Raw genomic sequence first — 22,761 nt, forward strand, 5'->3', positions numbered from 1 at the left:
CATCCTTTTCGTGGAAGAGCTGGTTGTTGTTCGCACAACCTGCTCATGCGAAGGAACAAGCACTGCCATAAACGAAATATCGGAGTGCCAGTCACAGACAGGAGAAAGATGCAGAAACACCTCACGCTACGCGGTGTCCAGATTCCCGACGACCCTCAAATCATAACCCCCCAAGTTAAACGCTCGATACTCGCTGGAAGATACGAGAGGGACGAGGTTGGGGGGTTGCCGAAGTTCATCCAGGCTGACGACCGCGTTGTTGAGCTTGGTGCGGGTATAGGTTTTATTTCGACCTTTCTGTATACGCAGCTTGGAGTGTCAAAGTTAACCTGTATAGAAGCGAATCCTTCGCTCTGCGAGTTCATCGGTCGTGTTCACAGAGCTAATGACGCAACCGGATTGAACGTACTAAACACGGTGGCAGTAGGGGCCAGTGAAGTTGCGGGAAAATCAAGGTTCTACTTGCGGGAACCATTCTGGTCGTCGTCACTTGATCCTGAGCCTGAGTACAAAAAGTCAATAGAAGTGGACAAGATTCCTTTGTCCGATGTGCTAAGGGAGACCAGAGCAAATGTTTTGATTGTCGATATTGAAGGGGGCGAAAGAACTCTATTCGATGACATAGATTTGGTAGGTATCCAAAAAATCTACCTAGAAGTGCACACTCGGAAGATCGGGTTGCGCGGCATTCAGTCTTGTTTCGATTCCTTGTCCGCATTGGGGTTCGCATACGATCAAAGAGTTAGTTGCGGCGGGTCAGTTCTGTTCCGCCGCGTTCGAAAACAATAACGTGCAACTGTAGCATACGTGTGAGGCCGCCTTTTTTTGGCGTCCTCACTGAGGAAAAATTTCTTACTTGATCCGTTGACCATTGGCCAAAATCTGGCCGTCCTTGGTGAACTCGATCTTGGAGTTCAGCGTGTCGGGCTGGTCGCCGGGAACAGCCATCATACCCATCATCATGCGCGCGCCCATGGCGTCATTCTCGGACATGAACCCCATTCCGATCAGCTTGTCGATCAGGGCGTTGGCACCCACCAACTGGAGGTTTGCCTCACCCGCCGGCGCCGGAACGCCTCCGAACTCTTCGGTGTTCGAGTTGTCGAAGGTGAAATCACCGGTGCCCGTCAGCTTGGCACCGACCATCGAGACCAGCAGTTCATTGATTTTGAGCGAATGCAGTTCGGCCGGAACTTCGTCCGAGCCTTCCAATGCTTCGGCAACTTCCGGGTCCAGGAAGTTCAGGAGAACCTTTGCGGTGCCCGTCGCATCCAGCGCGATCGTGGCAGGATCGCGCGGCAAGGCGCCTGCGGGGTCGAACATGCTCCACAGAATGTCGGACATGGTGAAGTCTGTCAGGTTCATCGCAAAGCCGAACGGCTCGACCTCTTCGGATGCCTGGATGGGTGCCTCGAGTTTCAGACCGGCCTTCGCCATTGCAATCTCGATGGGAAACGGCAGGTCTGCCGTGGTTACTTCCAGCTTTGCATTGTTCTGTTCGACGTCATACGCCAGACGCTCGGCGTCGATGCTGGCACCGAAGCGGCCACCGTCCGAACTGCTGGCCATCGAGAAAGCCTCGCCCTCGCTGGTGCCTGCGATGCTGGTTTGGCCGGCGCCGTAGGTGAAGATCCCGTCAAAGGCAAAACCAGCCTCATATGCGCCTTCCACGTCCGCCAGGCTGAAGCCTTCGGGGATTACGTTCCTGCCTTCAAACTCCAACTGGTCGAGCTTGCCGTTGATGCGTGCATCTTCGCCCGTTTCCGGGTCTTGGAAATTCAGGTCATAGGTCAGGTTTGCCGCGGTGAAATTCTGGTCGACCTTGCGGCCCTCTCCAATCTGCATCCGGGATGCACCGGCCAGGTTGATCATCTCAAAACCCAGATCCAGCGCGTCGTCGGGCATCGCTTCGCCATCGACCATGATGTTGTCGAGCGCCAGCGCCAGCTTGCTGGCAGAGTAGTCATAGGTCATGTCGTCGGGCGACCCCGAAACCAGCATTTTCAACCCGGTCTGCGAGTACAGGATATCCACCGAGAATTCTTCCTCCTCGGCCTGGCCGGATACCGTCATGGGGAAGCTTTCGGGGAACTCGATGCTGACCGTTCCGTCGCCGTTTTCCGTCAGGGTCATTTCCGGAACGACCATGTCGAACGAGCCTTCTCCCTCGGGAAGGTCCATCTTCATGGTCATGTTCGTGATGGTGGTGACGTCGCCAGAGGTGTTCTGCTCGCCGGTGATGGTGTACCCCATGCTGCCCATGTAGGCCTGCCAATCCGACCAGACATCGTTGGCGGACAGATCGGCAAAAGCGCCTTGGGTTGCAACGGCATAGGCCAGCGCGGCACCGCAGCTGCGGCGGAAGAAAACGGACATTAGGGAACCCTTCTCGGTAAAAATTGCGCGCATGGTCGTGGTTGTCGCGGCTGCCGTCAAGGGGCAAGGGCTGGACGATTTCCCCGTTTGCGCGGTACCACTTTACCCGATTTCAATCCAAAAGGATTACAGGATGCATATGAAGGGCAAAACAGTACTGATCACCGGAGCCAGCCGCGGCATCGGCGCCGAAGCAGGGCGCGTATTTGCCGCAGCCGGCGCCAATGTCGCGCTGGTAGCGCGCAGCCATGATCAGATCGATGCATTGGCCGCGGCACTGGGTGAGAACGCCATCGCGCTGTCCTGCGACGTCAGCGATTTTTCGCAGGTGGAACAAGCGGTTGCGGATTGCGCCGACCGCTTTGGCCGCGTGGACGTGCTGATCGGCAATGCGGGTGTGATCGATCCAATCTTTCACCTGTCAAATGCCGATCCAGCAGCCTGGAGCAAGGCCATCGATATCAACCTCAAAGGTGTGTTCCACGGGATGCGCGCGGTTCTGCCGCTGATGCGGGCGGCGGGCGGCGGGACGGTCCTGACCGTTTCCTCCGGAGCCGCCTCCAACCCGGTCGAGGCCTGGAGCCACTACTGCGCGTCCAAGGCCGGGGCGAAAATGCTGACCGAATGTCTTCACCTGGAAGAGGCGCATCACGGCATACGTGCCATGGGTCTGTCCCCGGGCACGGTGGCGACCGACATGCAGCGGGTCATCAAGGCCAGCGGCATCAACCCGGTCAGCCAGTTGGACTGGGACGATCACATCCCGGCCGACTGGCCGGCGCGGGCGCTGCTGTGGATGTGCTCGGAAGATGCGGACGAGTTTCTGGGAACCGAGATTTCGCTGCGCCGTGATGACATTCGCCAGAGGATCGGCCTGACGTGATCGACCTGACCCAGCAGGACGGTCTGTGGACGGTCACGATCAACAACCCCGGCAAGGCCAATGCCCTGACCGGGGCCATGTTGTCGGACCTGCTGCAGATCGCGGAAGCGGCCCAAGAGGCGCGCGCCCTGATCCTGACCGGAGCGGGCAAGGTGTTCAGTGCCGGCGCCGATCTGGACGAGGCGTGGGCAGGCCTTGCGACCTCGGACCTGTGGGAGCGTCTGTCCGGAGCCATCGCGGCGCTGCCCTGCCTGACCGTCGCTGCGTTGAACGGCACCATGGCGGGCGGGGCCAACGGTATGGCCTTGGCCTGTGACCTGCGCATCGCGGTGCCCACGGCCAAGGTCTTCTACCCGGTCATGCGGTTGGGGTTCCTGCCGCAGCCATCGGACGTGAAACGCATGCGGGCGCTGATCGGCCCCGCCCGGACCAAGTTGATCCTGATGGCAGGCCAGAAGGTCACGGCGGACGAAGCGCTTGCCTTTGGCCTGGTGGACCGGGTGGTCGCTCCGGAAGATCTGATGCAGACCGCGCGGGACCTGGTTGCTGACAGCCTGGCCGCTGATCCGCAGACGGCGGCCGGTATCGCCGGGATGTGCGGATGAGGATCGCTGCCCTTCGCCTGCGTGTGGCTGATCCCGCACGGCTGGCCGAGTTCTACAGGGTAAACTTCGGCATGGTCGTTCGTGCCGAGGGAGATGCGCGGCGAGTGGGCTATCCGGGACCCAGCGCCGACCTTCTGCTGTTGCCCGGAGGCGGCGGATATGCCCACGACCGGGGTCAGAGGTACTGGAAGATCGGCATCACCCTGCCGGATCTCGACCATGCTGCGGAATGGCTTCGGCGCGCTGGCATCAACGTCAGCCGTCCGGCCCAGTTTCGAGATATCGGTTACATGTGCCACCTCTCCGACCCCGAAGGCTTCTCGATCGAGCTTCTTCAGCATGATTTTGAGGGGAAGCGGCCCAAAAAGCAGCGGGATGAGAACCCGTTCGGACAGGCCGCCGTGGGCCAGATCACTCTGCGAACCGGCGACATTTCGGCAGAGGATGCGTTTTGCAGGGATTTGGGCCTGCGCCTGCTTTCCATGCAGGACGTGGCCTCGCACGGGTTTGATCTGCATTTCTATGCCTTCACGACCGAGGTGCCGCCGGACCCTGATCTCTGGGCGGTCGCAAATCGCGAATGGCTGTGGAAACGTCCCTATACCACCCTGGAATATCAGCATATTCCCGATGCGCGGATCGTTCCCGCGCCAGACTTTCTGGGCATCGAGGTCGAGGGCCTGGCTGCAACGGAAACAGACCCGATGGGTGACCCGTTCCTGCCAGCCTGATCAACGGCCGCGGCGTCGGCCCGGGACTTTGGATTGAAATCCAGGCGGACGTTTGCGTACCCAGTCCAGAAATCGGTTCAGCCGGGGATGCGTGCGCAGGCTTTCGACAGTGTTGAAGTCTCGCGCAAGCTCGGCTTCGGTCAGGGTGGCGTGCACCTCCTTGTGGCAGATCTTGTGCAGCAGAACCGTGGGACCGCCCTTGCCACCTTTGAGTTTTGGGATCAGATGGTGCAGGCTGCCGGTCCCGTTCGGGATCGGGCGGTTGCAGAGCGGGCAGATCGGATCGCTGTTCGTCATCACCGGAACACAGTCGCGGCTGAACGCAAGTGAGGCAAGAGGGCAGATATGGCACAGGCAGTGGTGATCGGGGCAGGCCCCGCCGGGCTGATGGCCGCCGAAGAACTTGCCGGGGCCGGGCACAATGTGCTGGTTGCCGAGGCCAAACCCTCGGTGGCCCGCAAATTCCTGATGGCGGGGAAGTCCGGTCTGAACCTGACAAAGGACGAGCCGTTTGACCGCCTGATTTCGGCCTACGGCGATGCGGCGGACTGGTTGCACCCAATGATTGCCGCCTTCGATGCGCAGAGCGTGCAAAGCTGGGCGCGGGACTTGGGCCAAGATCTGTTCACGGGGTCCACAGGGCGGGTATTTCCCAAATCAAAAAAAGCTTCGCCATTGCTGCGCGCCTGGCTGGCGCGGCTGGAAGAGATGCGGGTCGAGATCCGTACCCGTTGGCGCTGGCTGGGTTGGGACGGCCCCGCGCTGGTCTTTGATACGCCGGCAGGTCGGCAGAAAGTGGTTGCTGACGTCACGGTTCTGGCGCTTGGCGGTTCCAGCTGGGCGCGTCTGGGGTCGGATGGCGCCTGGGCGCCGGCTCTGGCCGATGCCGGGGTTCCGCTGGTCCCTTTTGCACCATCGAACGCCGCACTGTCCGTCGAATGGAGCTCCCATATGGCCGCGTATTTCGGTCAGGCGCTGAAATCTGTTCGGTGGCGCGCGGGCGACCTTGCCAGCCGTGGCGAGGCGGTCATTTCAGCCAAAGGCCTGGAAGGGGGCGGTCTTTACCCGCTGACACCCGCGCTGCGGCAGGGTGCTGATCTGTATGTGGACCTCGCGCCGGACCGCACGATTCAGGATCTGTCCGGGCGTCTGTCAAAAGCTGGCCCGAAAACCACTTTGACCCGTTGGTTGAAGAACGGCATGCGACTGCCGCCGCCAAAGATCGCCTTGTTCCACGAAATGACACATGGGCAGAATCTCCGCCGCGATGATTGGGTCAAGACTTTGAAGGCTTTGCCTGTTCGCAATGCAGGCTTGCGCCCGATGGACGAAGCCATTTCGACTGCGGGTGGCGTTGCGAGAAGCGGGCTGGACTCGGGGCTGATGCTGAAAGCCAAGCCCGGCGTGTTCTGCGCAGGCGAGATGCTGGATTGGGAAGCCCCGACCGGCGGCTATCTGTTGACCGCATGCCTGGCTACTGGTCGATGGGCGGGGCGCTCGGCCGCAGAATGGGCCGGGCCGTCCCAATCGGATTAGGCGGATTTGGCCATTTCACCCAGTTTCTTGTAGGCCGGACGCTCGCGAACGCGCTTGCCGTAGGCTTTCAGGCTGTCTGAATTCATCGGGAAGCCAGCCGATTTTGCCCAGCTCATGCAGTGAATGCACAGGATGTCCGCGATCGTCATCTGCTCGCCCTGAAGAAATGGTCCTTTGAACCGTTGCCCCATGCGTTGGAAGCTGCGGTCAAACTCCCATTTGGCAGTTTCGACGACCTGTGGAACGCGTTTGTCCTTGGGCAGGATGAACATATGGCGGGCGGCCAGCCACAGCGGAGCATCGAATTCTTCCAACAGCGCGTGCAACAACGAATCTTGCTCGGCCCGTTCCGGGGTGCCGGCCGGGAAAGTGAAGGCCCCGTGCTTGTCCGCCAGATAGGTCATGATCGCCGCGCTGTCCGAAATGACTGCATCACCATCCTGCAGGACAGGGATCTTGCCCGTTCCGTTCAGGTCCAGAACGCGCGGATCGTGCGGGCCGGCATCGATCCACTCATAGTCCTGCCCCAACTCTTCCAATAGCCAGATCACCCGAGAGGCACGACTCTGGATGCGCCCGTAGATCTTGTACATGTCATGCTCCTGCGTGGTTGCACTGGCGACAGGGTGGGGGACTGCGCCGCCGCGTCAAGTCGGACGCGCCGTCAGTTCAATTCAGCGTGACCGCGCCAGCATGGCCAGCCGGATCAGAGCGCGCTCGACCAGGGCCATGGCCGGGGCAGTCTGCCCTGCCGACCGGAGAGACAGATCCGTATCCGTCAGCACGGTCAAAGCCGTCTGCAGCTTGTGCGCGCCCCAAGTCTGCGCCTGCCGAAGGATGCGGTCACGCCGCTTGCCATAAACCGGCGGCCGGAGTTTGCCGATCCCGTGCGCTGCGCCACCGGGGTCCGAGGCGCAGGCATAGAGCGTGCGAAAATGGCGGGTCGCGCCGATGCACAGGGACACTGCATTTGTTCCCTGCGCCTGCAACCGCCGGATCAGGGGCCCGATTTCACCGGATCGGCCTTCGGCAACGACGTTGAGAACGTCATCCAGGGCCGCCTCATTGGATTGCGGCGCGCAGGCCTCGATGTCTTCGACGGCAACGTCTGAGGCATCACCGCGTTTGTACAGAGACAGCTTTTCAACGGTTTGCGCAAAGTCGCCCGGGCTGAGTTCGGTGGCCAGATCGCTGAGCACGGACATCGCGTCACGGGGAACGCTCGCAAGTCCGGCTTGGGCCAGAACACGCTCGATCTCCGCGCGCGACGGTGGATCGTCATAGATCCCGACCGCATAGGCGGCCCGATGGCCTTCGAACGCTTTGCGCAGCTTCGAGCTGGCCTTGAGCTGCCCGGCGGTCACAATGATCTGAGCGTCGCCTGGCGCCCAATCCTCGAGCGCGGCGGTGATCGCCGGGGTTGCGGCGTCGGTTGCATCCTCGACGAATACGGCGCGCGCGCCGGGAAAGAACCCGACAGCCTTCACGGCATCCAGCAGAAGGGCAGGATCCGCCCGCAGATCCGAGGCCGGAAGACGGGTCAGGCGCATTTCCTCTTCGGCACCCGGGCCCAACAGCGCGGCCAATACCTGCTGGCGCTTGAGCGCGACGCGCATCGCGTCGGCGCCGTAGATCAACAATCCCGTCTTGTCGGGGTCAGGTTTGGCGAAATACCCCTCGGCGTCGCGCGGGGACAGCTTCATGAAGCCAGGCCCGGTGCGGAATACAGGCGCGTGACGATCTGATCGGACAGGATGACCATCAGCCTCTCTTTGGCATCCCGTTCATCAGCGAGCGTGGAAACGGTGGACCCCGCGGCGGAGTAGCCTACGAAATCGGCCACAGTGCCGGAGACGAGAATCTGGCCCGTTTCATTGGATTTCAGCGTATAGCTGGCGCGCCCGTCGATCGAATACCGGTTGGTCTCGTTCGAGGTCGTGATGGCGGCCCCGCGGGTCACCGTAGAGACCTGCACATTCAGGCTGTAATCCTTGGCTGAACTGACGCTGCGCCCGAGGGACTGCTCCAGATTCTGCACCAGAAGGTAGCTTTCGACCGAATCTGGCGCTGACACGGCGACCTTGCCGTATAATTCGCTGCCGGCGCCGCCCGGGGCATAAACCGGCTGGAACCCGCAAGCGGGCGCCACGGTCAACGCCGCCAGCGAAAGCAGCAGGTTTCTGCGGTCAAACAACGACATTCACGATCCGGCCCGGAACAACGATCACCTTTTTCGGAGCAGCGCCATCCAGCGCCTTCTGCACAGCTTCGGTGCTGAGCGCGATTCTTTCAACCTGCGTCTTGTCCAGATCCTTGGGCACGCTGATTTCGGCGCGGCGTTTGCCGTTGATCTGGATGGGCAGGGTGACGGTGTCATCGACCAGCATCGACTCGTCTGCCACCGGCCAGGGCGCCAGCGCCACCAGCCCTTCGCCGCCCAGCATCTGCCACAGTTCTTCGGACAGGTGCGGCGTCATCGGCGACATCAGCTGCGCCAGCGTCTTGGCCGCCTGCCGCTTGGCCTGTGCGCCCGCCTTGGATTTGGCCAGCGTGTTGGTAAAGGCATAGAGCTTGGCGATCGAGGCGTTGAAGCCGAAGGATTCGACCCCGCCGGTCACGTCATGGATGGTCTTGTGCATCTCGCGCAGCAGCGCTTCGTCCTCGGCATTGGCCGGGGCGTCGGACGCGGCGATCTCGGACACGATGCGGTGCACGCGGCTGAGGTGCTTGTGCGCGGCCTCGGCGCCGGCGGCGGTCCATTCCACGTCACGCTCGGGCGGCGAATCGGACAGAACGAACCAGCGCGCGGTGTCCGCCCCGAAGGCCGAGATGATGCTGACCGGGTCGACCACGTTCTTCTTCGATTTCGACATCTTGGCCGAGGGGATGATCTCGACAGGCTCGCCCGTCGCCTTCAGCTTGCCGTCCTCGACCTCTTCGGGAAGGTGATAGACCGGGCGGCCCTTGTCGTCGCGGGTCTGATAGATTTCATGGGTGACCATGCCCTGGGTGAACAGCGCGTCGAACGGCTCGATCGCCTTTTTCGGCAGATGCCCCGTCAGATGCATGGCCCGGGCGAAGAACCGCGAATACAGCAGGTGCAGGATGGCGTGTTCGATGCCGCCGATATACTGGTCCACGTTCATCCAGTATTCGGCTTCGGCCAGATCGGTGGGCGTTTCCGCCCGCGGGGCGGTGAAACGGGCGAAATACCACGACGAATCGACAAACGTGTCCATCGTGTCGGTTTCGCGCTTGGCCGGTTTGCCGCAGGACGGGCAGGCACAGTCGCGCCAGGTCGGGTGACGATCCAGCGGGTTGCCCGGTTTGTCGAAGGTGACATCGTCGGGCAGGCGAATCGGCAGGTTTTCCTTTTTCTCCGGCACCACGCCGCAATCGTCGCAATGTACCACCGGGATCGGACAGCCCCAGTAGCGCTGGCGCGACAGGCCCCAATCGCGCAGGCGGTACTTGGTCACGCCTTTGCCCCAGCCGGCCTTCTCGGCAAAGTCGATAGTCGCGTCGATGGCTTCCTGTCCGGTGGCCTCGGTCAGACCGGCGAAATGGTTGACCCAGCGCACCTTCTGCTCTTTCGGCGGGACGAAGGCGATCTTGTCCACCGGCGTGTCGTCATCCAGGGCAAAGAAGGTGTCGATTACCGGCAGGTCGTATTTGCGGCAGAAATCCAGGTCGCGCTGGTCATGCGCGGGGCAGGCGAAGATCGCGCCGGTGCCGTAATCCATAAGGATGAAATTCGCGATCCAGACCGGCAGTTCCCAGTTCGGGTCCAGCGGGTGTTTGACGCGGATGCCGGTGTCGAAACCCAGCTTCTCGCCGGTCTCGATGGCCTCTTCCGTGGTGCCGCCCTTGCGGCATTCGGCAACGAATTCAGCGACTTCGGGGTTCTCGGCCTCAAGCTGCTTGGCTATCGGGTGATCGGGCGAGATACCCACGAAAGACGCCCCCAACAGCGTGTCCGGCCGCGTGGTATAGACGGTGATGGGTGCATTGCCGTCGGTGCGCTCGAAGGAAAACTCCAGCCCGCGTGACTTGCCGATCCAGTTCTCCTGCATCAGCCGCACCTTGGCGGGCCAGTTGTCGAGCGTATCCAGCGCATCAAGCAACTCTTCCGAGAACTCGGAGATCTTGAAGAACCACTGGGTCAGCTCGCGCCGCTCGACCAATGCGCCCGAGCGCCAGCCGCGGCCGTTTTCGACTTGTTCGTTGGCCAGCACGGTCATGTCCACCGGGTCCCAGTTGACCACGGCGTTCTTGCGATAGACCAGCCCCGCATCCAGCATGTCGAGGAACAGCGCCTGCTGCTGGCCGTAATATTCCGGGTCGCAGGTCGCGAATTCGCGCGACCAGTCGATCGACAGGCCCAGCGGCTTCATCTGCGCGCGCATGTCGGCGATGTTGCCATAGGTCCAGTCCTTGGGATGGCCGCCGATGGCCATGGCCGCGTTTTCCGCCGGCATCCCGAAAGCATCCCAGCCCATCGGGTGCAGAACGTTGTGCCCGGTGCTCAGCTTGTGGCGCGCGATCACGTCACCCATGGTGTAGTTGCGCACATGCCCCATGTGGATGCGCCCCGACGGATAGGGGAACATTTCCAGCACATAGTATTTCGGCTTGTCCGCCGTCCGTTTGGCGGTGAAGATCCCGGCCTTGTCCCAGGCCTCTTGCCATTTTGCTTCGATTTCGTTGGCCGAGTAACGCGACATCATGCGGTCCTTCGTGAATGAAAACGCCGGGCAGGGGCCCGGCGTGGTAATATTGTGATTTTCTGCGGGTTGCTAGAGCTTGTTGTCCGCAATCCGCAGCTGACGCGCCCGCGAAAGAATCGCATCTTCGACCGCACGCGTGGTCGCCGCGCTGACCGGAGCGCCTCCGCTGGTCTGTAGCGCCACCGACAGGGACCGCGCCGCCAGGGCCGGATCACTGATGTGCACCGTCGCCCGATAGGACCGCCCGCCGCCCGGCGGTTTGCCGTAACCCGTTATGATAACGCCGGTAAACGGATCCACCTCCTGTACTGGCAGGAAGCTGAGCACATCCAGCGACGCCGCCCACAGGTACCGGTTGACCTGGGTGACCTGTTCCGAGTTGTTGGGGCCGAACACATCCCAGATGGTCGAACGATTCGGATCGTTGAGCTCGCGGGCCTCGGACGAGCTGCCGTCGGCGGATAGAACATTGGGGTTGGGCGACGTGCTCCGATTCTGTCCGCACGCAGAAACGGAGGCAGTCAAAACGGTCAAACCCAAAATCGTCAGCAGGCGCATCGTCGGCAGGTCCTGTTTTCACATGTTTTGCTTTGCTAGGAGATACTCCTAGACAACGTACTGTGCTGCAACAACCCCATTCTTGGCTTACGTACCCGTGCTGCTGAAATATCGGGGTGAATTCGACTGTGGCATCCTTGCACCAATTTGGGGCCAAAGAACCGAAGCTGTCCAAGGCATGCTTGCGCAACAGGGGCAAAAAGAGCGAAACGGTCTGCGTGCTGAGACATATGCAACAGGTATGTGTCGAGTAGAAATTATTGAAACCGAGGGAAACAAGATGAAAAAAGTTCTCTTCGCATCGACCGCACTGATCGCAACCGCATCGGTTGCCGCGGCCGAAGTTAAGTTCAGCGGTTATGGCCGCTTTGGTATCGGTTACTTGGAAGACCGTACCGGTACACTGACCCGTACAGTGTCGAACACCGGCCAGACCACAACTGTTACGACCGCTAGCGGTGCCGTTGTTACCAACACTGGTGTAACCACCACGACGACGACCAAAGTCGAAGGTGCTGATACCAACGATACCATCCTGGTCTCGCGCTTCCGTCTGAACATTGATGGCATCGCGGAAACCGACGGTGGCGTCCGGTTTGAGGCACGTGTTCGTCTGCAAGCTGACGAAGATGCAGGCACCGGTGAAGCAGATGCAGCTGGCCTGAACGGCGCCCGCTTCTCGGTCATCTACGGTGGTCTGCGTGTTGACGCCGGCAACGTTGCTGGTTCGTTCGACAACTTGGCAAACTACTACGGTAACGAGCCGGGCCTGGAGAACTTCATCGGGCAGTACTCGGGCGTTGACTACAGCTTCTTGGGCTACTCGTCGACCGGTAAGGGTTCGAACGGCGTGTTCTTCCAGTACGCAGTTGGTGACTTCTCCTTTGGCGCATCGTACGACCAAGCTCAAGTTATCTCGCTGACTGACCCCTCCGATCCGACCACTGGTAGCGTTCAGAGTGCAGACCGTTGGGACATCAGCGCGACTTACAGCTTCAACAATGTGACCGCGGCGATTGCTTACGGCCAAACCGACGTACCGAATGGCGATAAGCAAAGCCTGACTGTTCTGACCCTGGGTGCAGAATTTGGCGATTTCTCGGGCACTCTGTTCGTAGCTGATGACGATGTGTCGAACGATGCACGGAACGGCACTGCTTACGGTCTGTCGGCAGCCTACAACCTGGGTGCTGCAACCACCCTGACCTTCGCCTACGGCGACGGTTCGGCGGATGACGACCTGCAGCAATACGGTATCGGTGCCATTTACGATCTGGGCGGTGGTGCATCGCTGCGCGGCGGTATCGGTAATCAGAAGCGTGGTGACGGCGACAGCCAACTGCGCGCTGACTTCGGTGCCCAGTTCAACTTCTAAGTTGATCTGAACCGCAAGGTTTGAGGGCGGGTCTTCGGACCCGCCCTTTTCTTTTGCGCTGACATGGTGTTTTTCTGCGGACAAATGGAAACAGAGGGAAACCATGTCGCTGCAAGAAATCACCGCCCGCATCGTCAAGGCCGAAGCCGCAGCCGGCCGCCCCAAGGGCTCGGTCCGGCTGATTGCCGTATCCAAGGTGCAGCCCAACGACCGGGTTGAGGCCGTGTTGAAGCAGGGTCACCGGTGTTTTGGTGAAAACCGGGTGCAGGAGGCCGCTGGCAAGTGGCCCGCCTTCCGTGAAAGCTATCCCGATATTGATCTGCATCTGATTGGTCCGCTGCAAACCAACAAGGCGCGGCAGGCGATGGAGCTGTGCAACGCGATCCACTCGGTCGACCGTCCCAAACTGGCCAAAACCCTTGCGCGGCTGGCGCAAGAGCTGGGGCAGTGTCCTGATCTGTTCATTCAGGTGAATACCGGCGAAGAGGCCCAGAAAGCCGGGGTTATGCCCGCCGAGGCCGATGATTTTGTCGCCGACTGTCGATCACTTGACCTGCCGGTGCGTGGGTTGATGTGTATTCCGCCCGTCGACGAGGAGCCCGCGCTGCATTTCGCTCTGCTGGCCAAGATCGCGGGCAGGAACGGGCTGGATGGCCTGTCCATGGGGATGAGCAGCGATTTTGAAACCGCGATCGCGCTGGGTGCGACTCATGTCCGGGTGGGGTCGGCCATCTTTGGTGACCGGGTCAAACCCGCGGAATGATGATCCGGGTTCCGGGTGCGACGCGCCGCGCGATCCAGTGCAGGTGGTCGCGCCGGAACGCCACGCAGCCTTCGGTCGGATAACCCGGCCTGCGCCACTGATGCAGAAAGATCGCTGATCCGCCGCCCGGTGTGGCGACGGGCCAATTCCAATCGGTAATCAGCACCAGATCGTAAAGCGGGTCAGCCCGACGCAGGCGTTCGTGACCGAATGGATAGGGCGCCCGAACGTGCTGGTTGTAATCCTGATCCCTTTCGTCATCCGACCACAGATCGCCCGGCCCGATGGGCAAAGCCCACGGGGCGGGCAGCGCAATCCGATCCGGGCGGTACAGCATCCCGACAATGTGGTGGTGCCCTGTGGGGGTGGCCCCGTCGCCCTCGCGCTTTTGGTTGCTCAGGCCACCTTTGCCGATGGTGCAGGGAAACCTGCGGCCGAAGAACCGCACTCCGGTCTGCATTACCACCAGATCAAGAGGGCTCACAGCAGGTGGCCCGATTTCGAGGCCTTGGTCGCCAGATAGGCCCGGTTGTGGGCGGTTTCCCCGACCTTCAACGGCACACGCTCGGTAACGGCAATACCGGTCCGTTCCATCATTGCGATCTTGGCCGGGTTGTTCGTCAGCAACCGGACCGAACTGAACCCGAGCGATTTCAGGATGTCCGATCCCAGGCGGAAGTCGCGCTCGTCATCTTCAAACCCAAGCCGGTGGTTGGCCTCGACCGTGTCGAAGCCCTGATCCTGAAGGAAATAAGCACGCATCTTGTTGGCCAGACCAATCCCACGACCTTCCTGGTTGAGATACAGCAGAACCCCATGCCCCTCGGCCCCCATCTGGGCCAGGGCACCGCGCAGTTGCGGGCCGCAGTCGCATTTCAGGCTGCCCATTAGGTCACCGGTGAAACAGGCCGAATGCAACCGAGCCAAAACAGGTTTCGAGCGATCCGGGCGGCCGATTTCGATGGCATAGTGCTCCTCGCCACCGTCCTCTGGGCGGAAGACGTGCAGACGACCGGCCTCGGACACCTCCATCGGCAGGCGCGCGGCCACCACCTCGTGCAAGGGGCTGCGATCGGCCAGATGCGGCGCGGCGCGTGTGTGGTCGATGCAGGTCAGACCGTGTGTCGCCGCAAAGGCCCGGCCGTTTTCGACCGCAACCACCACCGCGGCCGGCAGCAGGCGGGCGGATTTGGTCAGTGCGATTGCGATGCGATGCAGGTGTGCATTGCCCTGGCGCTGAGTCATCAAGGGCCCCTTCATCGGGGCATTCAGGTCATCGGACGGGTCTGCAACTGCCTGCACCCACCCCAGATCAGCCTCGGCCGGAATCACGACCCGAGCAAGATCACCGTCATAGGCGCGGGCTTTGAGCGTTTCGGCCCGTCGTCCGGTGATGGCAACCACAGGCGTGTCGCCCAGACCCCTCAGGTCCGCCAGACGCTGCGGGTTGAGTGTCTCTGCGGCGACGGCGACAACGCTGAAATCCCCGTCATCCGTCAGCACGACCGGAACGCCCATCCGAAGGTCGGCACGCGCCCGGGCCAGCAACTCGGTGATGTCTGGAATGAGACTCATTGATGTTATCCTGTAACGTTCGACCCTCGTCCTAGCCCGTTCGAAAGGAAATGTGAAACATTTCCGGCCCGCCAGACACGAGGGCGTGAGAGCATTGCAGCAAAACTTGTTGATTGCATCTTCCACGCTCAAGTGTAGCAAAAGGTTTAGGAGGACCGGGACATGGCGCAACTCAAGAAAATCCTGCTGGTCGATGACGATGAAGACCTGCGCGAGGCGCTCAGCGAGCAGTTGGTGATGACCGAAGACTTTGATGTATTCGAAGCCTCCGACGGCCAATCCGCGATGGAGCGGGCGCGCGAAGCCATCTATGACCTTGTGATCCTGGATGTGGGTTTGCCCGACACGGATGGGCGCGAGCTGTGCCGCCTGATGCGCAAGCAGGGGGTCAAAAGCCCGATCCTGATGCTGACCGGCCATGACAGCGATGCCGATACGATCCTGGGGTTGGATGCGGGTGCCAACGACTATGTTTCAAAGCCGTTCAAGTTCCCGGTGCTTCTGGCCCGGATCCGTGCGCAGCTGCGCCAGCACGAACAGTCTGAAGATGCCGTTTTTGTCCTGGGGCCGTACACCTTCAAGCCGGCGATGAAGATGTTGATCACCGAGGACGACCGCAAGATTCGGCTGACGGAGAAGGAAACCAACATTCTCAAGTTCCTGTATCGCTCGACCGACGGCGTGGTGGCGCGCGATGTGCTGCTGCACGAGGTCTGGGGCTACAACGCCGGTGTAACCACACATACGCTGGAAACGCACATCTACCGGCTGCGTCAGAAAATCGAGCCCGATCCCTCCAATGCGCGCCTTTTGGTCACAGAATCTGGTGGATATCGACTGGTGTCGTAACCATAGGTGGATTGATGTGGATCAAAGTGATACTCTGCAAGCATCTTTAGGATAATCCCATCCCGTGCATGTCCGGGTCATGACATGTACCTCCCTGTTGGACTGCCGGGCCTTTGGCCCGGCTTTTTTTCGGATGGCACCCCGGCACCTGCCGCGCTAGTTTGCCCGAGTCGCGACAAGGGAACCCCGATCATGCCTTTCACTCTGGCCACCTGGAACATCAATTCCGTTCGCCTGCGCGAGCCGATCGTGCTGAAATTGCTGCAGGAGGAAGCGCCGGACGTGCTGTGCCTGCAAGAGTGCAAATCGCCGGTCGACAAGATCCCGACCGAGGGATTCGCGGAACTGGGCTACACCCACATGATCGCCCGCGGTCAGAAGGGCTATAACGGCGTGGCCATCCTGTCGCGCCTGCCGATCACGGATCTGGGCGATCAGGACTTTGCCGGGCTGGGCCATGCCCGGCATGTGGCGGGGCGATTGGAAAACGGGGTGATCATCCACAATTTCTACGTCCCGGCAGGCGGCGACGTTCCCGATCGCGAGGTGAACGAGAAATTTGGCCAGAAGCTGGATTACCTGACCGACATGCGCGACTGGTTCCACGCCGAAAAGCCGCAGAAATCCATTCTGGTCGGCGACCTGAACATCGCCCCGCGCGAGGACGACGTGTGGTCGCACAAACAACTGCTCAAGGTCGTGTCGCACACGCCGATCGAGGTCGCGCAACTGGCCGAGACGCAGGATGCGGGCGGCTGGGTCGATATCACCCGGCAGGACATCCCCGAGGGACAGCTCTACAGCTGGTGGTCCTATCGCGCCCGCGACTGGGATGCGGCTGACAAGGGGCGGCGCCTGGATCACGTCTGGGCGACGCCTGATATCTCGAACGCCGGCCATTCCAGCCGCGTCCTGCGCGACGCGCGCGGCTGGGAGAAGCCCAGCGACCACGCGCCCGTCTTTGCCAGTTTCGATCTTTGATCGGTGCGGGATTCCGCAACTCGGCCCTTGGTTTCCCGGTCGGCTGGTTGCATATAAGGCGCAAGACTGAATCCGGAGAGTGAATGCCATGGAACTTCTGAACGGCGCAGGCAGCCCCGCAGCCACCGATCTGATCAAAGACGGAACCGAGGCCACTTTCATGGCCGATGTCGTCGAGGCATCACAGGAATTGCCCATTATCGTCGACTTCTGGGCGCCCTGGTGCGGTCCCTGCAAGACCTTGGGTCCGGCCTTGGAAGAGGCCGTGACCGCGGCCAAGGGCGCGGTCAAGATGGTGAAAATCAACGTGGACGAGGCGCAGATGATCGCCTCGCAATTGCGTATCCAGTCGATTCCGACCGTCTACGCCTTCTTCAAGGGGCAGCCGGTTGACGGGTTCCAAGGCGCTTTGCCAGGATCGGAGATCAAGGCCTTTATCGACCGTGTGATCGAGGCCGCCGGGGGCCAGAGCCCGGGCGGCCAGCTGGACGAGGCCGTGGAAGCCGCCGAAGAGATGTTGAATGATGGCGCGGCAGTGGATGCGGCCCAGACCTTTGCCGCCATTCTTGGCGAAGACCCCAAACATGCCGCGGCCTATAGCGGTTTGGTGCGGGCGCATATCGCGATGGGTGACCTTGATCAGGCCGAGGCGATCCTGAACGGCGCTCCGGCCGAGATTTCAACGACGGCCGAGTTGGAAGCTGCCCATGCGCAGCTGGAACTGGCCAAACAGGCCGCAAATGCCGGGCCGGTGGCCGAGTTAACGGCAGCGGTCGAAGCTGACCCCGACAACCATCAGGCTCGGTTTGACCTGGCGCAGGCGCTCTATGCCAACGGCAAGGCCGCCGAGGCGGTTGACCAGCTTCTGGAGCTGTTCCGCCGCGATCGGGAATGGAATGATGGCGCAGCCAAGGCGCAGCTGTTCACCATCTTCGATGCGCTCAAGGCCAATGACCCGATCGTTTTGAACGGCCGCCGCAAACTCAGCTCGATGATATTTGCCTAACCGCGCATCAGAGCTAGAATCGGAAACATGATGCATCCCGCCGATCTGCCGGACACGGTGTCCGTGTTTCCTCTGCCCGGGGCGCTGTTGCTGCCCCGGTCACGCCTGCCGCTGCATATTTTCGAGCCTCGCTACCTGCAAATGCTGGATGACGCCTTGAAAACCAAAGAGCGGTTGATCGGCATGGTCCAGCCGAACCCTTGTCAGAACGACGACACCAAATTGCATCGGATCGGATGCGCCGGACGTGTCACGCAGTTTTCCGAGACCGAAGACGGGCGCTATCTGATCACGTTGTCCGGTGTATCCCGGTTTCGCATCCAATCCGAATTGGATGGTTTCACGCCGTATCGTCGCTGCGCTGTCACCTGGGAAGGGTTCGACCGCGATCTGGGCAAAGGGGAAATAGACGATACGTTCGACCGGTCCGGTTTCCTGCGTCTGCTGGGGCGTTACTTTTCCGCCCGCCAACTGTCGACCGATTGGGAGTCACTGAACGAGGCGGATGACGAATTATTGGTCAATTCCCTGTCGATGCTTCTGGATTTCGACCCCGAGGACAAGCAGGCCCTGCTTGAGGCGCCCTGTCTGCGCACCCGGCGCGAAACGCTTGTCACACTGATCGAATTCTCGCTGCGCGGGGGTTCAAACGAGGAACAATTGCAATGACAGAGACGGAACCGGGATTCGACCGCCACATGCTCGAGGCGCTGATCTGCCCACAGACTCATACCACGCTGGAATATGACGCCGAGCGGCAGGAGTTGGTCTCGAAAGCCGCTGGTCTGGCTTTTCCCATCCGCAACGGGATTCCGGTGATGCTGGTGGATGAGGCGCGCAAGCTCGACTAGATCGGGCGGCCCTGCAGCAGCTTGGGCAGGTCGCCTGTCAAACCGGCGGCCTCGCGCACGAAGCCGCGGCGCAGGCTGGGCAGGGAGCCCACGATGCCCATTCCGATGTCGCGCCCCAGCCGCAGTATCGGATTGTCGTTCGAAAACAGCTTGTTGAACACATCCGTCGCCATTGCCAGGGCCGCCGTGTCAAAGCGGCGCCATTCCTGATAGCGCTCCAGAACCAGCACCGAGCCGATGTCCTCGCCGCGCCGCCCGGCCAGCGTCAGAACCTCGGCCAGCGCGCCGACGTCGCGCAGCCCGGCGTTCAGCCCCTGACCGGCGATCGGGTGCATGCCATGGGCCGCATCACCCACCAGCGCCAGCCGCTCGGCGATGAAGGAATTGGCGATGGTCAGGTTCAGCGGATAGGTGAACCGGTCGCCCTGCAGGCGGATGTTACTCAGAAAATCGCCGAATCTGGGCCGCAGAACTTGAAGGTACTCGGCCTCGTCCAGCGCGTTGATGCGCTGCGCGGTGTCAGAGCGTTCGCTCCAGACGATCGAGCTGCGATTGCCGGTCAGCGGCAGGATCGCCAGCGGGCCGGGGGGCATGAAGAACTGATGTGCGATGCCGTGATGGGGCAGGTCGTGTTCGATGGCGCAGACCAGCGCGGTCTGGCCGTAGTCCCATCCGGTCCGCTTGATCCCGGCGCGGGCGGCGGTGCCGCTGCGGCGGCCGTCGCACCCCACCAGAAGCCGACCGGACAGCGCCGATCCGTCATCCAGCGTCACGGTCACGCCGCCCGGACCGGTTTCCTGCGCAACAACGGTTTTGCCACTGACCCGGGTGATTGCCGGTACCGCCTCCATCGCCGCAAGAAATGCGCGTCGCAGGTGACGGTCCTCGACCATATAGCCCATCGGGCCTTCCTCAATCTCGGCATGGTCGAAATGCATGAAAAACGGCGACGGGCCTGCGCCCGCATGGCCATCGGTGACCTTGATCTCCAACATCGGCTGGGCATGGTCCGCAACCCGCTCCCAGACGCCGATCGCGGCCAGCAACCGTTGCGAGGCCAGCGCCAGCGCATAGGCACGCCCGTCGAACGCCGCGTTCTTGCGCACCTTCTCGGCCAGTGCGTCGATCACGGTAACGCTGTGCCCGGTCTGCGCCAGCGCCAGCGCCAGGGCGGGGCCGTTCAGCCCGCCGCCCACGATCAAGATATCGGAAACCTGTGTCATGCGGTGCAATATGCGCGCCCTTTCGGGATTGTCCATGTGCGGTCCTGTCGCTACCGTCGCCGAAACACGAATTTTTCCGACAAGGGGGCAAAGATGCAGGACTGGCTGACCATGACGGCATGTGACCTGGGCCGGGGGATCGGCATGGGTCAGATCGATCCCGAGGAGCTGACCGAGGTCTATCTGGCGGCCATCGACGCCCATCCGCACCGCGACCGCATCTATGCCCGCGTCACGCATGACCGCGCCCGCGCCGAAGCCCGCGCGGCCAAGGAACGGGCGGCCCAAGGTCTGCGCCGGTCCCTGCTGGATGGGGTGCCGATCAGCTGGAAGGATCTGTTCGACACCGCCGGGATCGGAACTGAGGCCGGATCGGCCCTGCTGCGCGGCCGGGTGCCCGAGCATGACGCAACCGTCCTGCGCAACGCGACGGCCATGGGCGCGGTCTGTCTGGGCAAGACGCATATGAGTGAGTTGGCCTTCTCGGGCCTCGGTCTGAACCCCGTGACCGCGACGCCGCCCTGCGTGAATGACGAAAAGGCGGTTCCGGGCGGGTCGTCCTCGGGCGCGGCGGCGTCGGTGGCCTTTGGTCTGGCGGCTTGCGGTATCGGCTCGGACACGGGCGGATCGGTGCGCATTCCGGCCGCGTGGAACGACTTGGTGGGGCTGAAAACTACGTCGGGGCGGCTGAGCCTTGAGGGCGTGGTGCCCCTGTGCCTGCGGTTCGATACGGTCGGTCCGCTGGCGCGGTCGGTCGAGGATGCGGCGCAGATGCTGGCGCTTCTGGAGGGCGGAACGCCGGCCGATCTGCGGGGCGCCAGCCTGAAGGGGCGGCGGTTTGCCGATTTGCAGACCATCGCGCAGGACGATCTGCGCGACGCGCCACGCCAGGCCTATGCCGAGGCGCTGGACCGCCTGCGTGATGCAGGGGCCGAGATCGTGCCGCTGGAGGTGCCGGAACTGACCGAGGCGATGGGCCTGTCCGGTGTCCTTTACACCACCGAAGCCTATGGCCTGTGGCGTGACGTTATCGAGGCCAACCCCGAGGCGATGTATCCCGAAATCCTTGAACGGTTCCGCGCGGGCAAGGGGCATTCCGGCCCGGATTACGTGGCCGCGTGGTCGCGCCTGAAAGCCTGCCGATCGGTCTGGGACGCGGCCACCGCCGGCTTCGACGCGGTTCTGGCCCCCACCGCGCCGATCCTGCCGCCGGATCTGGACCGGCTGATGAATGACCATGACTACTACGTCACCGAGAACCTTCTGGCTCTGCGCAACACCCGGATCGGCAACCTGATGGGGCTGGCGGCGCTGTCGCTGCCCACCACGACACCGTCCTGCGGACTGATGATGTTGGGCTATCCGGGCTCGGAGGAGGCGCTTTTGCGGCTGGGTGCGGCGGCCGAGGCGGTTCTGGCCTGAATGCCACAATCCCCTGATTCGGAACCTCTTTGTCTGGACGCGCGGGGGTTCGGCCTGTAATCTGCTGGAAAACCGGGGCGCCAATGATCCCGGTATCGAGGCAGCAGTCATGAATTTCCCCGAGCGGTTTTCGAACCTACCGGCCTATGCTTTTCCGCGTCTACGCGCCCTGCTCGACCATCACGCGCCGGGCGGCGAAGTCGTGCATATGACGATTGGCGAGCCCAAGCATGACTTTCCGCCCTGGGTGACCGATGTCATCGTGGAAAATGCCGCCGGATTTCAGAAATACCCGCCGAACGAGGGGTCGGACGCGCTGCGCGAGGCCATCGCCGACTGGATCGACCGCCGCTATGGCGTGCGGATGGACCCCGAGACCAACATCATGGCGCTGAACGGCACGCGCGAGGGGTTGTACAACGCCGCCATGGCGCTCTGCCCCGAGCAGAAGAACGGCCAGCAGCCGATCGTGCTGTGCCCAAACCCGTTCTATCAGGTGTACATGGTGGCCTCGATCTCGGTCGGGGCGCAGCCGTATTTCGTACCGGCCACCGCGGCCACCGGGCATCTGCCGGACTATGCCGGCCTGCCAGAGGATGTGCTGAACCGCACCGCCGTCGCCTATATCTGTTCGCCCGCCAACCCGCAGGGAGCTGTCGCCTCGCGCGACTACTGGGCCGATCTGATCCGGCTGGCCGAGCGGTATGATTTCCGCATCTTCGCCGACGAGTGCTATTCCGAGATCTACCGCGATACGCCACCCACCGGCATCCTGACCGTCGCGCAGGAGCTGGGCGCCGACCCCGAGCGGATCACGCTGTTCAACTCGCTGTCGAAACGCTCGAACCTGGCGGGGCTGCGGTCGGGGCTAGTCGCGGGCGGGCCGGAAAGCATCAAGCGGGTCAAGCAGTTGCGCGCCTATTCCGGGGCGCCGTTGCCGTTGCCGTTGCAGGCCGCTGCGGCCAGGGTCTGGGCCGACGAGGCGCATGTTCAGGAAAACCGTGCGCTGTATCAGGAAAAATACGCCATCGCCGATCAGGTGTTTGCGGGCGTTCAGGGCTATATGCCGCCCGAGGCGGGGTTCTTTCTTTGGCTGCCCGTCGAGGATGGCGAGCAGGCCGCATTGAAGCTGTGGCAGGAAACCGGGGTTCGGGTTCTGCCGGGCGCATATCTTTCACAAGGGGATCCGGGGCAGAACCCGGGCAAAGGCTTTATCAGGGTCGCGATGGTGGCCCCAAAAACAGAGATGCAGCGCGGGCTGATCACGCTCCGCGACTGCATCTATTCGTGAGGTACGAGG

24 protein-coding genes are annotated in these 22,761 nt (G+C 62.0%); 14 read left to right on the forward strand and 10 right to left on the reverse strand.

Translation table 11 applies throughout. The features are described 5' to 3' along the window. The first annotated feature begins 108 nt into the window (after positions 1-108). Positions 109-789 (forward strand): FkbM family methyltransferase, encoded by a 681-nt coding sequence (locus tag ACR0MM_RS12125; RefSeq protein WP_170342222.1) that lies wholly within the window; start codon positions 109-111, stop codon positions 787-789. 63 nt (positions 790-852) lie between these two features. Here the strand turns inward: ACR0MM_RS12125 and ACR0MM_RS12130 are convergent, their stop codons facing one another. Then, the gene (locus tag ACR0MM_RS12130) at positions 853-2,376 is read right to left on the reverse strand and encodes a DUF2125 domain-containing protein (protein ID WP_480696395.1); all 1,524 of its coding nucleotides are present in this window, start codon (positions 2,374-2,376) and stop codon (positions 853-855) included. Positions 2,377-2,509: 133 nt separating this feature from the next. Here ACR0MM_RS12130 and ACR0MM_RS12135 point away from each other — a divergent pair, with 133 nt between their 5' ends. Genes ACR0MM_RS12135 through ACR0MM_RS12145 form a run of 3 tightly spaced genes read left to right on the forward strand, consistent with a single transcriptional unit; the run spans position 2,510 to position 4,595 of the window. Continuing rightward, positions 2,510-3,259: an SDR family oxidoreductase gene (locus ACR0MM_RS12135; protein ID WP_170525740.1), complete on the forward strand. Its 750-nt coding sequence runs from the start codon at positions 2,510-2,512 to the stop codon at positions 3,257-3,259. Beyond that, the gene (locus ACR0MM_RS12140) at positions 3,256-3,864 is read left to right on the forward strand and encodes an enoyl-CoA hydratase/isomerase family protein (RefSeq protein ID WP_480696398.1); all 609 of its coding nucleotides are present in this window, start codon (positions 3,256-3,258) and stop codon (positions 3,862-3,864) included. The genes ACR0MM_RS12135 and ACR0MM_RS12140 overlap by 4 nt, the downstream gene beginning before the upstream one ends. Next, the gene (locus ACR0MM_RS12145) at positions 3,861-4,595 is read left to right on the forward strand and encodes a VOC family protein (protein WP_480696400.1); all 735 of its coding nucleotides are present in this window, start codon (positions 3,861-3,863) and stop codon (positions 4,593-4,595) included. Before ACR0MM_RS12140 ends, ACR0MM_RS12145 begins: the two co-directional genes overlap by 4 nt. On the opposite strand, the gene ACR0MM_RS12150 is transcribed toward ACR0MM_RS12145, so the two are convergent. Next, on the reverse strand, positions 4,596-4,892 hold the full coding sequence (locus tag ACR0MM_RS12150; protein ID WP_170342229.1) for an HNH endonuclease: 297 nt from the start codon (positions 4,890-4,892) through the stop codon (positions 4,596-4,598). It abuts the gene before it with no gap. A gap of 48 nt (positions 4,893-4,940) precedes the next feature. Between ACR0MM_RS12150 and ACR0MM_RS12155 the strand changes: the two genes are divergently transcribed. After that, the gene (locus ACR0MM_RS12155; protein WP_480696402.1) at positions 4,941-6,131 is read left to right on the forward strand and encodes a TIGR03862 family flavoprotein; all 1,191 of its coding nucleotides are present in this window, start codon (positions 4,941-4,943) and stop codon (positions 6,129-6,131) included. On the opposite strand, the gene ACR0MM_RS12160 is transcribed toward ACR0MM_RS12155, so the two are convergent. From ACR0MM_RS12160 to ACR0MM_RS12180, 5 genes are all read right to left on the reverse strand, one after another. After that, on the reverse strand, positions 6,128-6,724 hold the full coding sequence (locus tag ACR0MM_RS12160) for a glutathione S-transferase family protein (protein WP_170369186.1): 597 nt from the start codon (positions 6,722-6,724) through the stop codon (positions 6,128-6,130). The two genes, ACR0MM_RS12155 and ACR0MM_RS12160, sit on opposite strands and share 4 nt — an antisense overlap. An 81-nt stretch (positions 6,725-6,805) precedes the next feature. Then, positions 6,806-7,834, reverse strand: coding sequence for a DNA polymerase III subunit delta (gene holA / locus ACR0MM_RS12165; RefSeq protein WP_480696404.1), 1,029 nt, complete (start codon positions 7,832-7,834; stop codon positions 6,806-6,808). Next, complete coding sequence (lptE, locus tag ACR0MM_RS12170; protein ID WP_170341298.1) at positions 7,831-8,331, reverse strand: LPS assembly lipoprotein LptE; 501 nt, start codon at positions 8,329-8,331, stop codon at positions 7,831-7,833. Before lptE ends, holA begins: the two co-directional genes overlap by 4 nt. Further along, the gene (gene leuS / locus ACR0MM_RS12175) at positions 8,318-10,855 is read right to left on the reverse strand and encodes a leucine--tRNA ligase (protein WP_480696406.1); all 2,538 of its coding nucleotides are present in this window, start codon (positions 10,853-10,855) and stop codon (positions 8,318-8,320) included. The genes lptE and leuS overlap by 14 nt, the downstream gene beginning before the upstream one ends. 72 nt (positions 10,856-10,927) lie before the next feature. After that, entirely contained in the window at positions 10,928-11,416 is a 489-nt protein-coding gene (locus ACR0MM_RS12180; protein WP_170341302.1) for a DUF3576 domain-containing protein, read from the reverse strand. A gap of 280 nt (positions 11,417-11,696) precedes the next feature. On the opposite strand from ACR0MM_RS12180, the gene ACR0MM_RS12185 reads away from it, so the two are divergent. Both ACR0MM_RS12185 and ACR0MM_RS12190 read left to right on the forward strand, forming a co-directional pair. Beyond that, positions 11,697-12,791, forward strand: coding sequence for a porin (locus tag ACR0MM_RS12185; protein WP_480696513.1), 1,095 nt, complete (start codon positions 11,697-11,699; stop codon positions 12,789-12,791). Positions 12,792-12,894: 103 nt separating this feature from the next. Next, positions 12,895-13,554 (forward strand): YggS family pyridoxal phosphate-dependent enzyme, encoded by a 660-nt coding sequence (locus ACR0MM_RS12190; protein WP_480696408.1) that lies wholly within the window; start codon positions 12,895-12,897, stop codon positions 13,552-13,554. Here the strand turns inward: ACR0MM_RS12190 and ACR0MM_RS12195 are convergent. Together ACR0MM_RS12195 and ribA are read right to left on the reverse strand one after the other, a co-directional pair. Next, positions 13,538-14,038, reverse strand: coding sequence for a L,D-transpeptidase family protein (locus ACR0MM_RS12195; RefSeq protein WP_480696410.1), 501 nt, complete (start codon positions 14,036-14,038; stop codon positions 13,538-13,540). The two genes, ACR0MM_RS12190 and ACR0MM_RS12195, sit on opposite strands and share 17 nt — an antisense overlap. After that, the gene (gene ribA / locus ACR0MM_RS12200) at positions 14,035-15,129 is read right to left on the reverse strand and encodes a GTP cyclohydrolase II (RefSeq protein ID WP_170406327.1); all 1,095 of its coding nucleotides are present in this window, start codon (positions 15,127-15,129) and stop codon (positions 14,035-14,037) included. The genes ACR0MM_RS12195 and ribA overlap by 4 nt, the downstream gene beginning before the upstream one ends. 162 nt (positions 15,130-15,291) lie before the next feature. Here ribA and ACR0MM_RS12205 point away from each other — a divergent pair, with 162 nt between their 5' ends. The 5 genes from ACR0MM_RS12205 (at position 15,292) to ACR0MM_RS12225 (ending at position 18,816) form a co-directional block, all read left to right on the forward strand. After that, positions 15,292-15,978, forward strand: a complete 687-nt coding sequence (locus ACR0MM_RS12205; protein WP_093964262.1) for a response regulator transcription factor — start codon at positions 15,292-15,294, stop codon at positions 15,976-15,978. 192 nt (positions 15,979-16,170) lie between these two features. Continuing rightward, positions 16,171-16,959: an exodeoxyribonuclease III gene (locus ACR0MM_RS12210; RefSeq protein ID WP_170341309.1), complete on the forward strand. Its 789-nt coding sequence runs from the start codon at positions 16,171-16,173 to the stop codon at positions 16,957-16,959. Positions 16,960-17,047: 88 nt separating this feature from the next. Then, a complete protein-coding gene (locus tag ACR0MM_RS12215) occupies positions 17,048-17,965 on the forward strand; it encodes a tetratricopeptide repeat protein (RefSeq protein WP_480696412.1) in 918 nt (305 codons plus the stop codon). Between the two features lie 27 nt (positions 17,966-17,992). Next, a complete protein-coding gene (locus tag ACR0MM_RS12220) occupies positions 17,993-18,634 on the forward strand; it encodes an LON peptidase substrate-binding domain-containing protein (RefSeq protein WP_480696414.1) in 642 nt (213 codons plus the stop codon). Then, entirely contained in the window at positions 18,631-18,816 is a 186-nt protein-coding gene (locus ACR0MM_RS12225) for a Trm112 family protein (RefSeq protein ID WP_093964266.1), read from the forward strand. Before ACR0MM_RS12220 ends, ACR0MM_RS12225 begins: the two co-directional genes overlap by 4 nt. On the opposite strand, the gene ACR0MM_RS12230 is transcribed toward ACR0MM_RS12225, so the two are convergent. Further along, positions 18,813-20,075 carry an FAD-dependent monooxygenase gene (locus tag ACR0MM_RS12230; protein ID WP_480696416.1) on the reverse strand — a complete coding sequence of 421 codons (1,263 nt, stop codon included), beginning with the start codon at positions 20,073-20,075 and terminating at the stop codon, positions 18,813-18,815. The two genes, ACR0MM_RS12225 and ACR0MM_RS12230, sit on opposite strands and share 4 nt — an antisense overlap. 57 nt (positions 20,076-20,132) lie before the next feature. On the opposite strand from ACR0MM_RS12230, the gene ACR0MM_RS12235 reads away from it, so the two are divergent. Together ACR0MM_RS12235 and ACR0MM_RS12240 are read left to right on the forward strand one after the other, a co-directional pair. Continuing rightward, entirely contained in the window at positions 20,133-21,461 is a 1,329-nt protein-coding gene (locus ACR0MM_RS12235; RefSeq protein ID WP_170582530.1) for an amidase, read from the forward strand. A 109-nt stretch (positions 21,462-21,570) separates the two neighbouring features. Further along, the gene (locus tag ACR0MM_RS12240; protein ID WP_170582531.1) at positions 21,571-22,752 is read left to right on the forward strand and encodes an aminotransferase class I/II-fold pyridoxal phosphate-dependent enzyme; all 1,182 of its coding nucleotides are present in this window, start codon (positions 21,571-21,573) and stop codon (positions 22,750-22,752) included. Positions 22,753-22,761 lie beyond the last annotated feature (9 nt).

The sequence above is a fragment of the Ruegeria sp. BC6 genome (genome assembly GCF_056539185.1).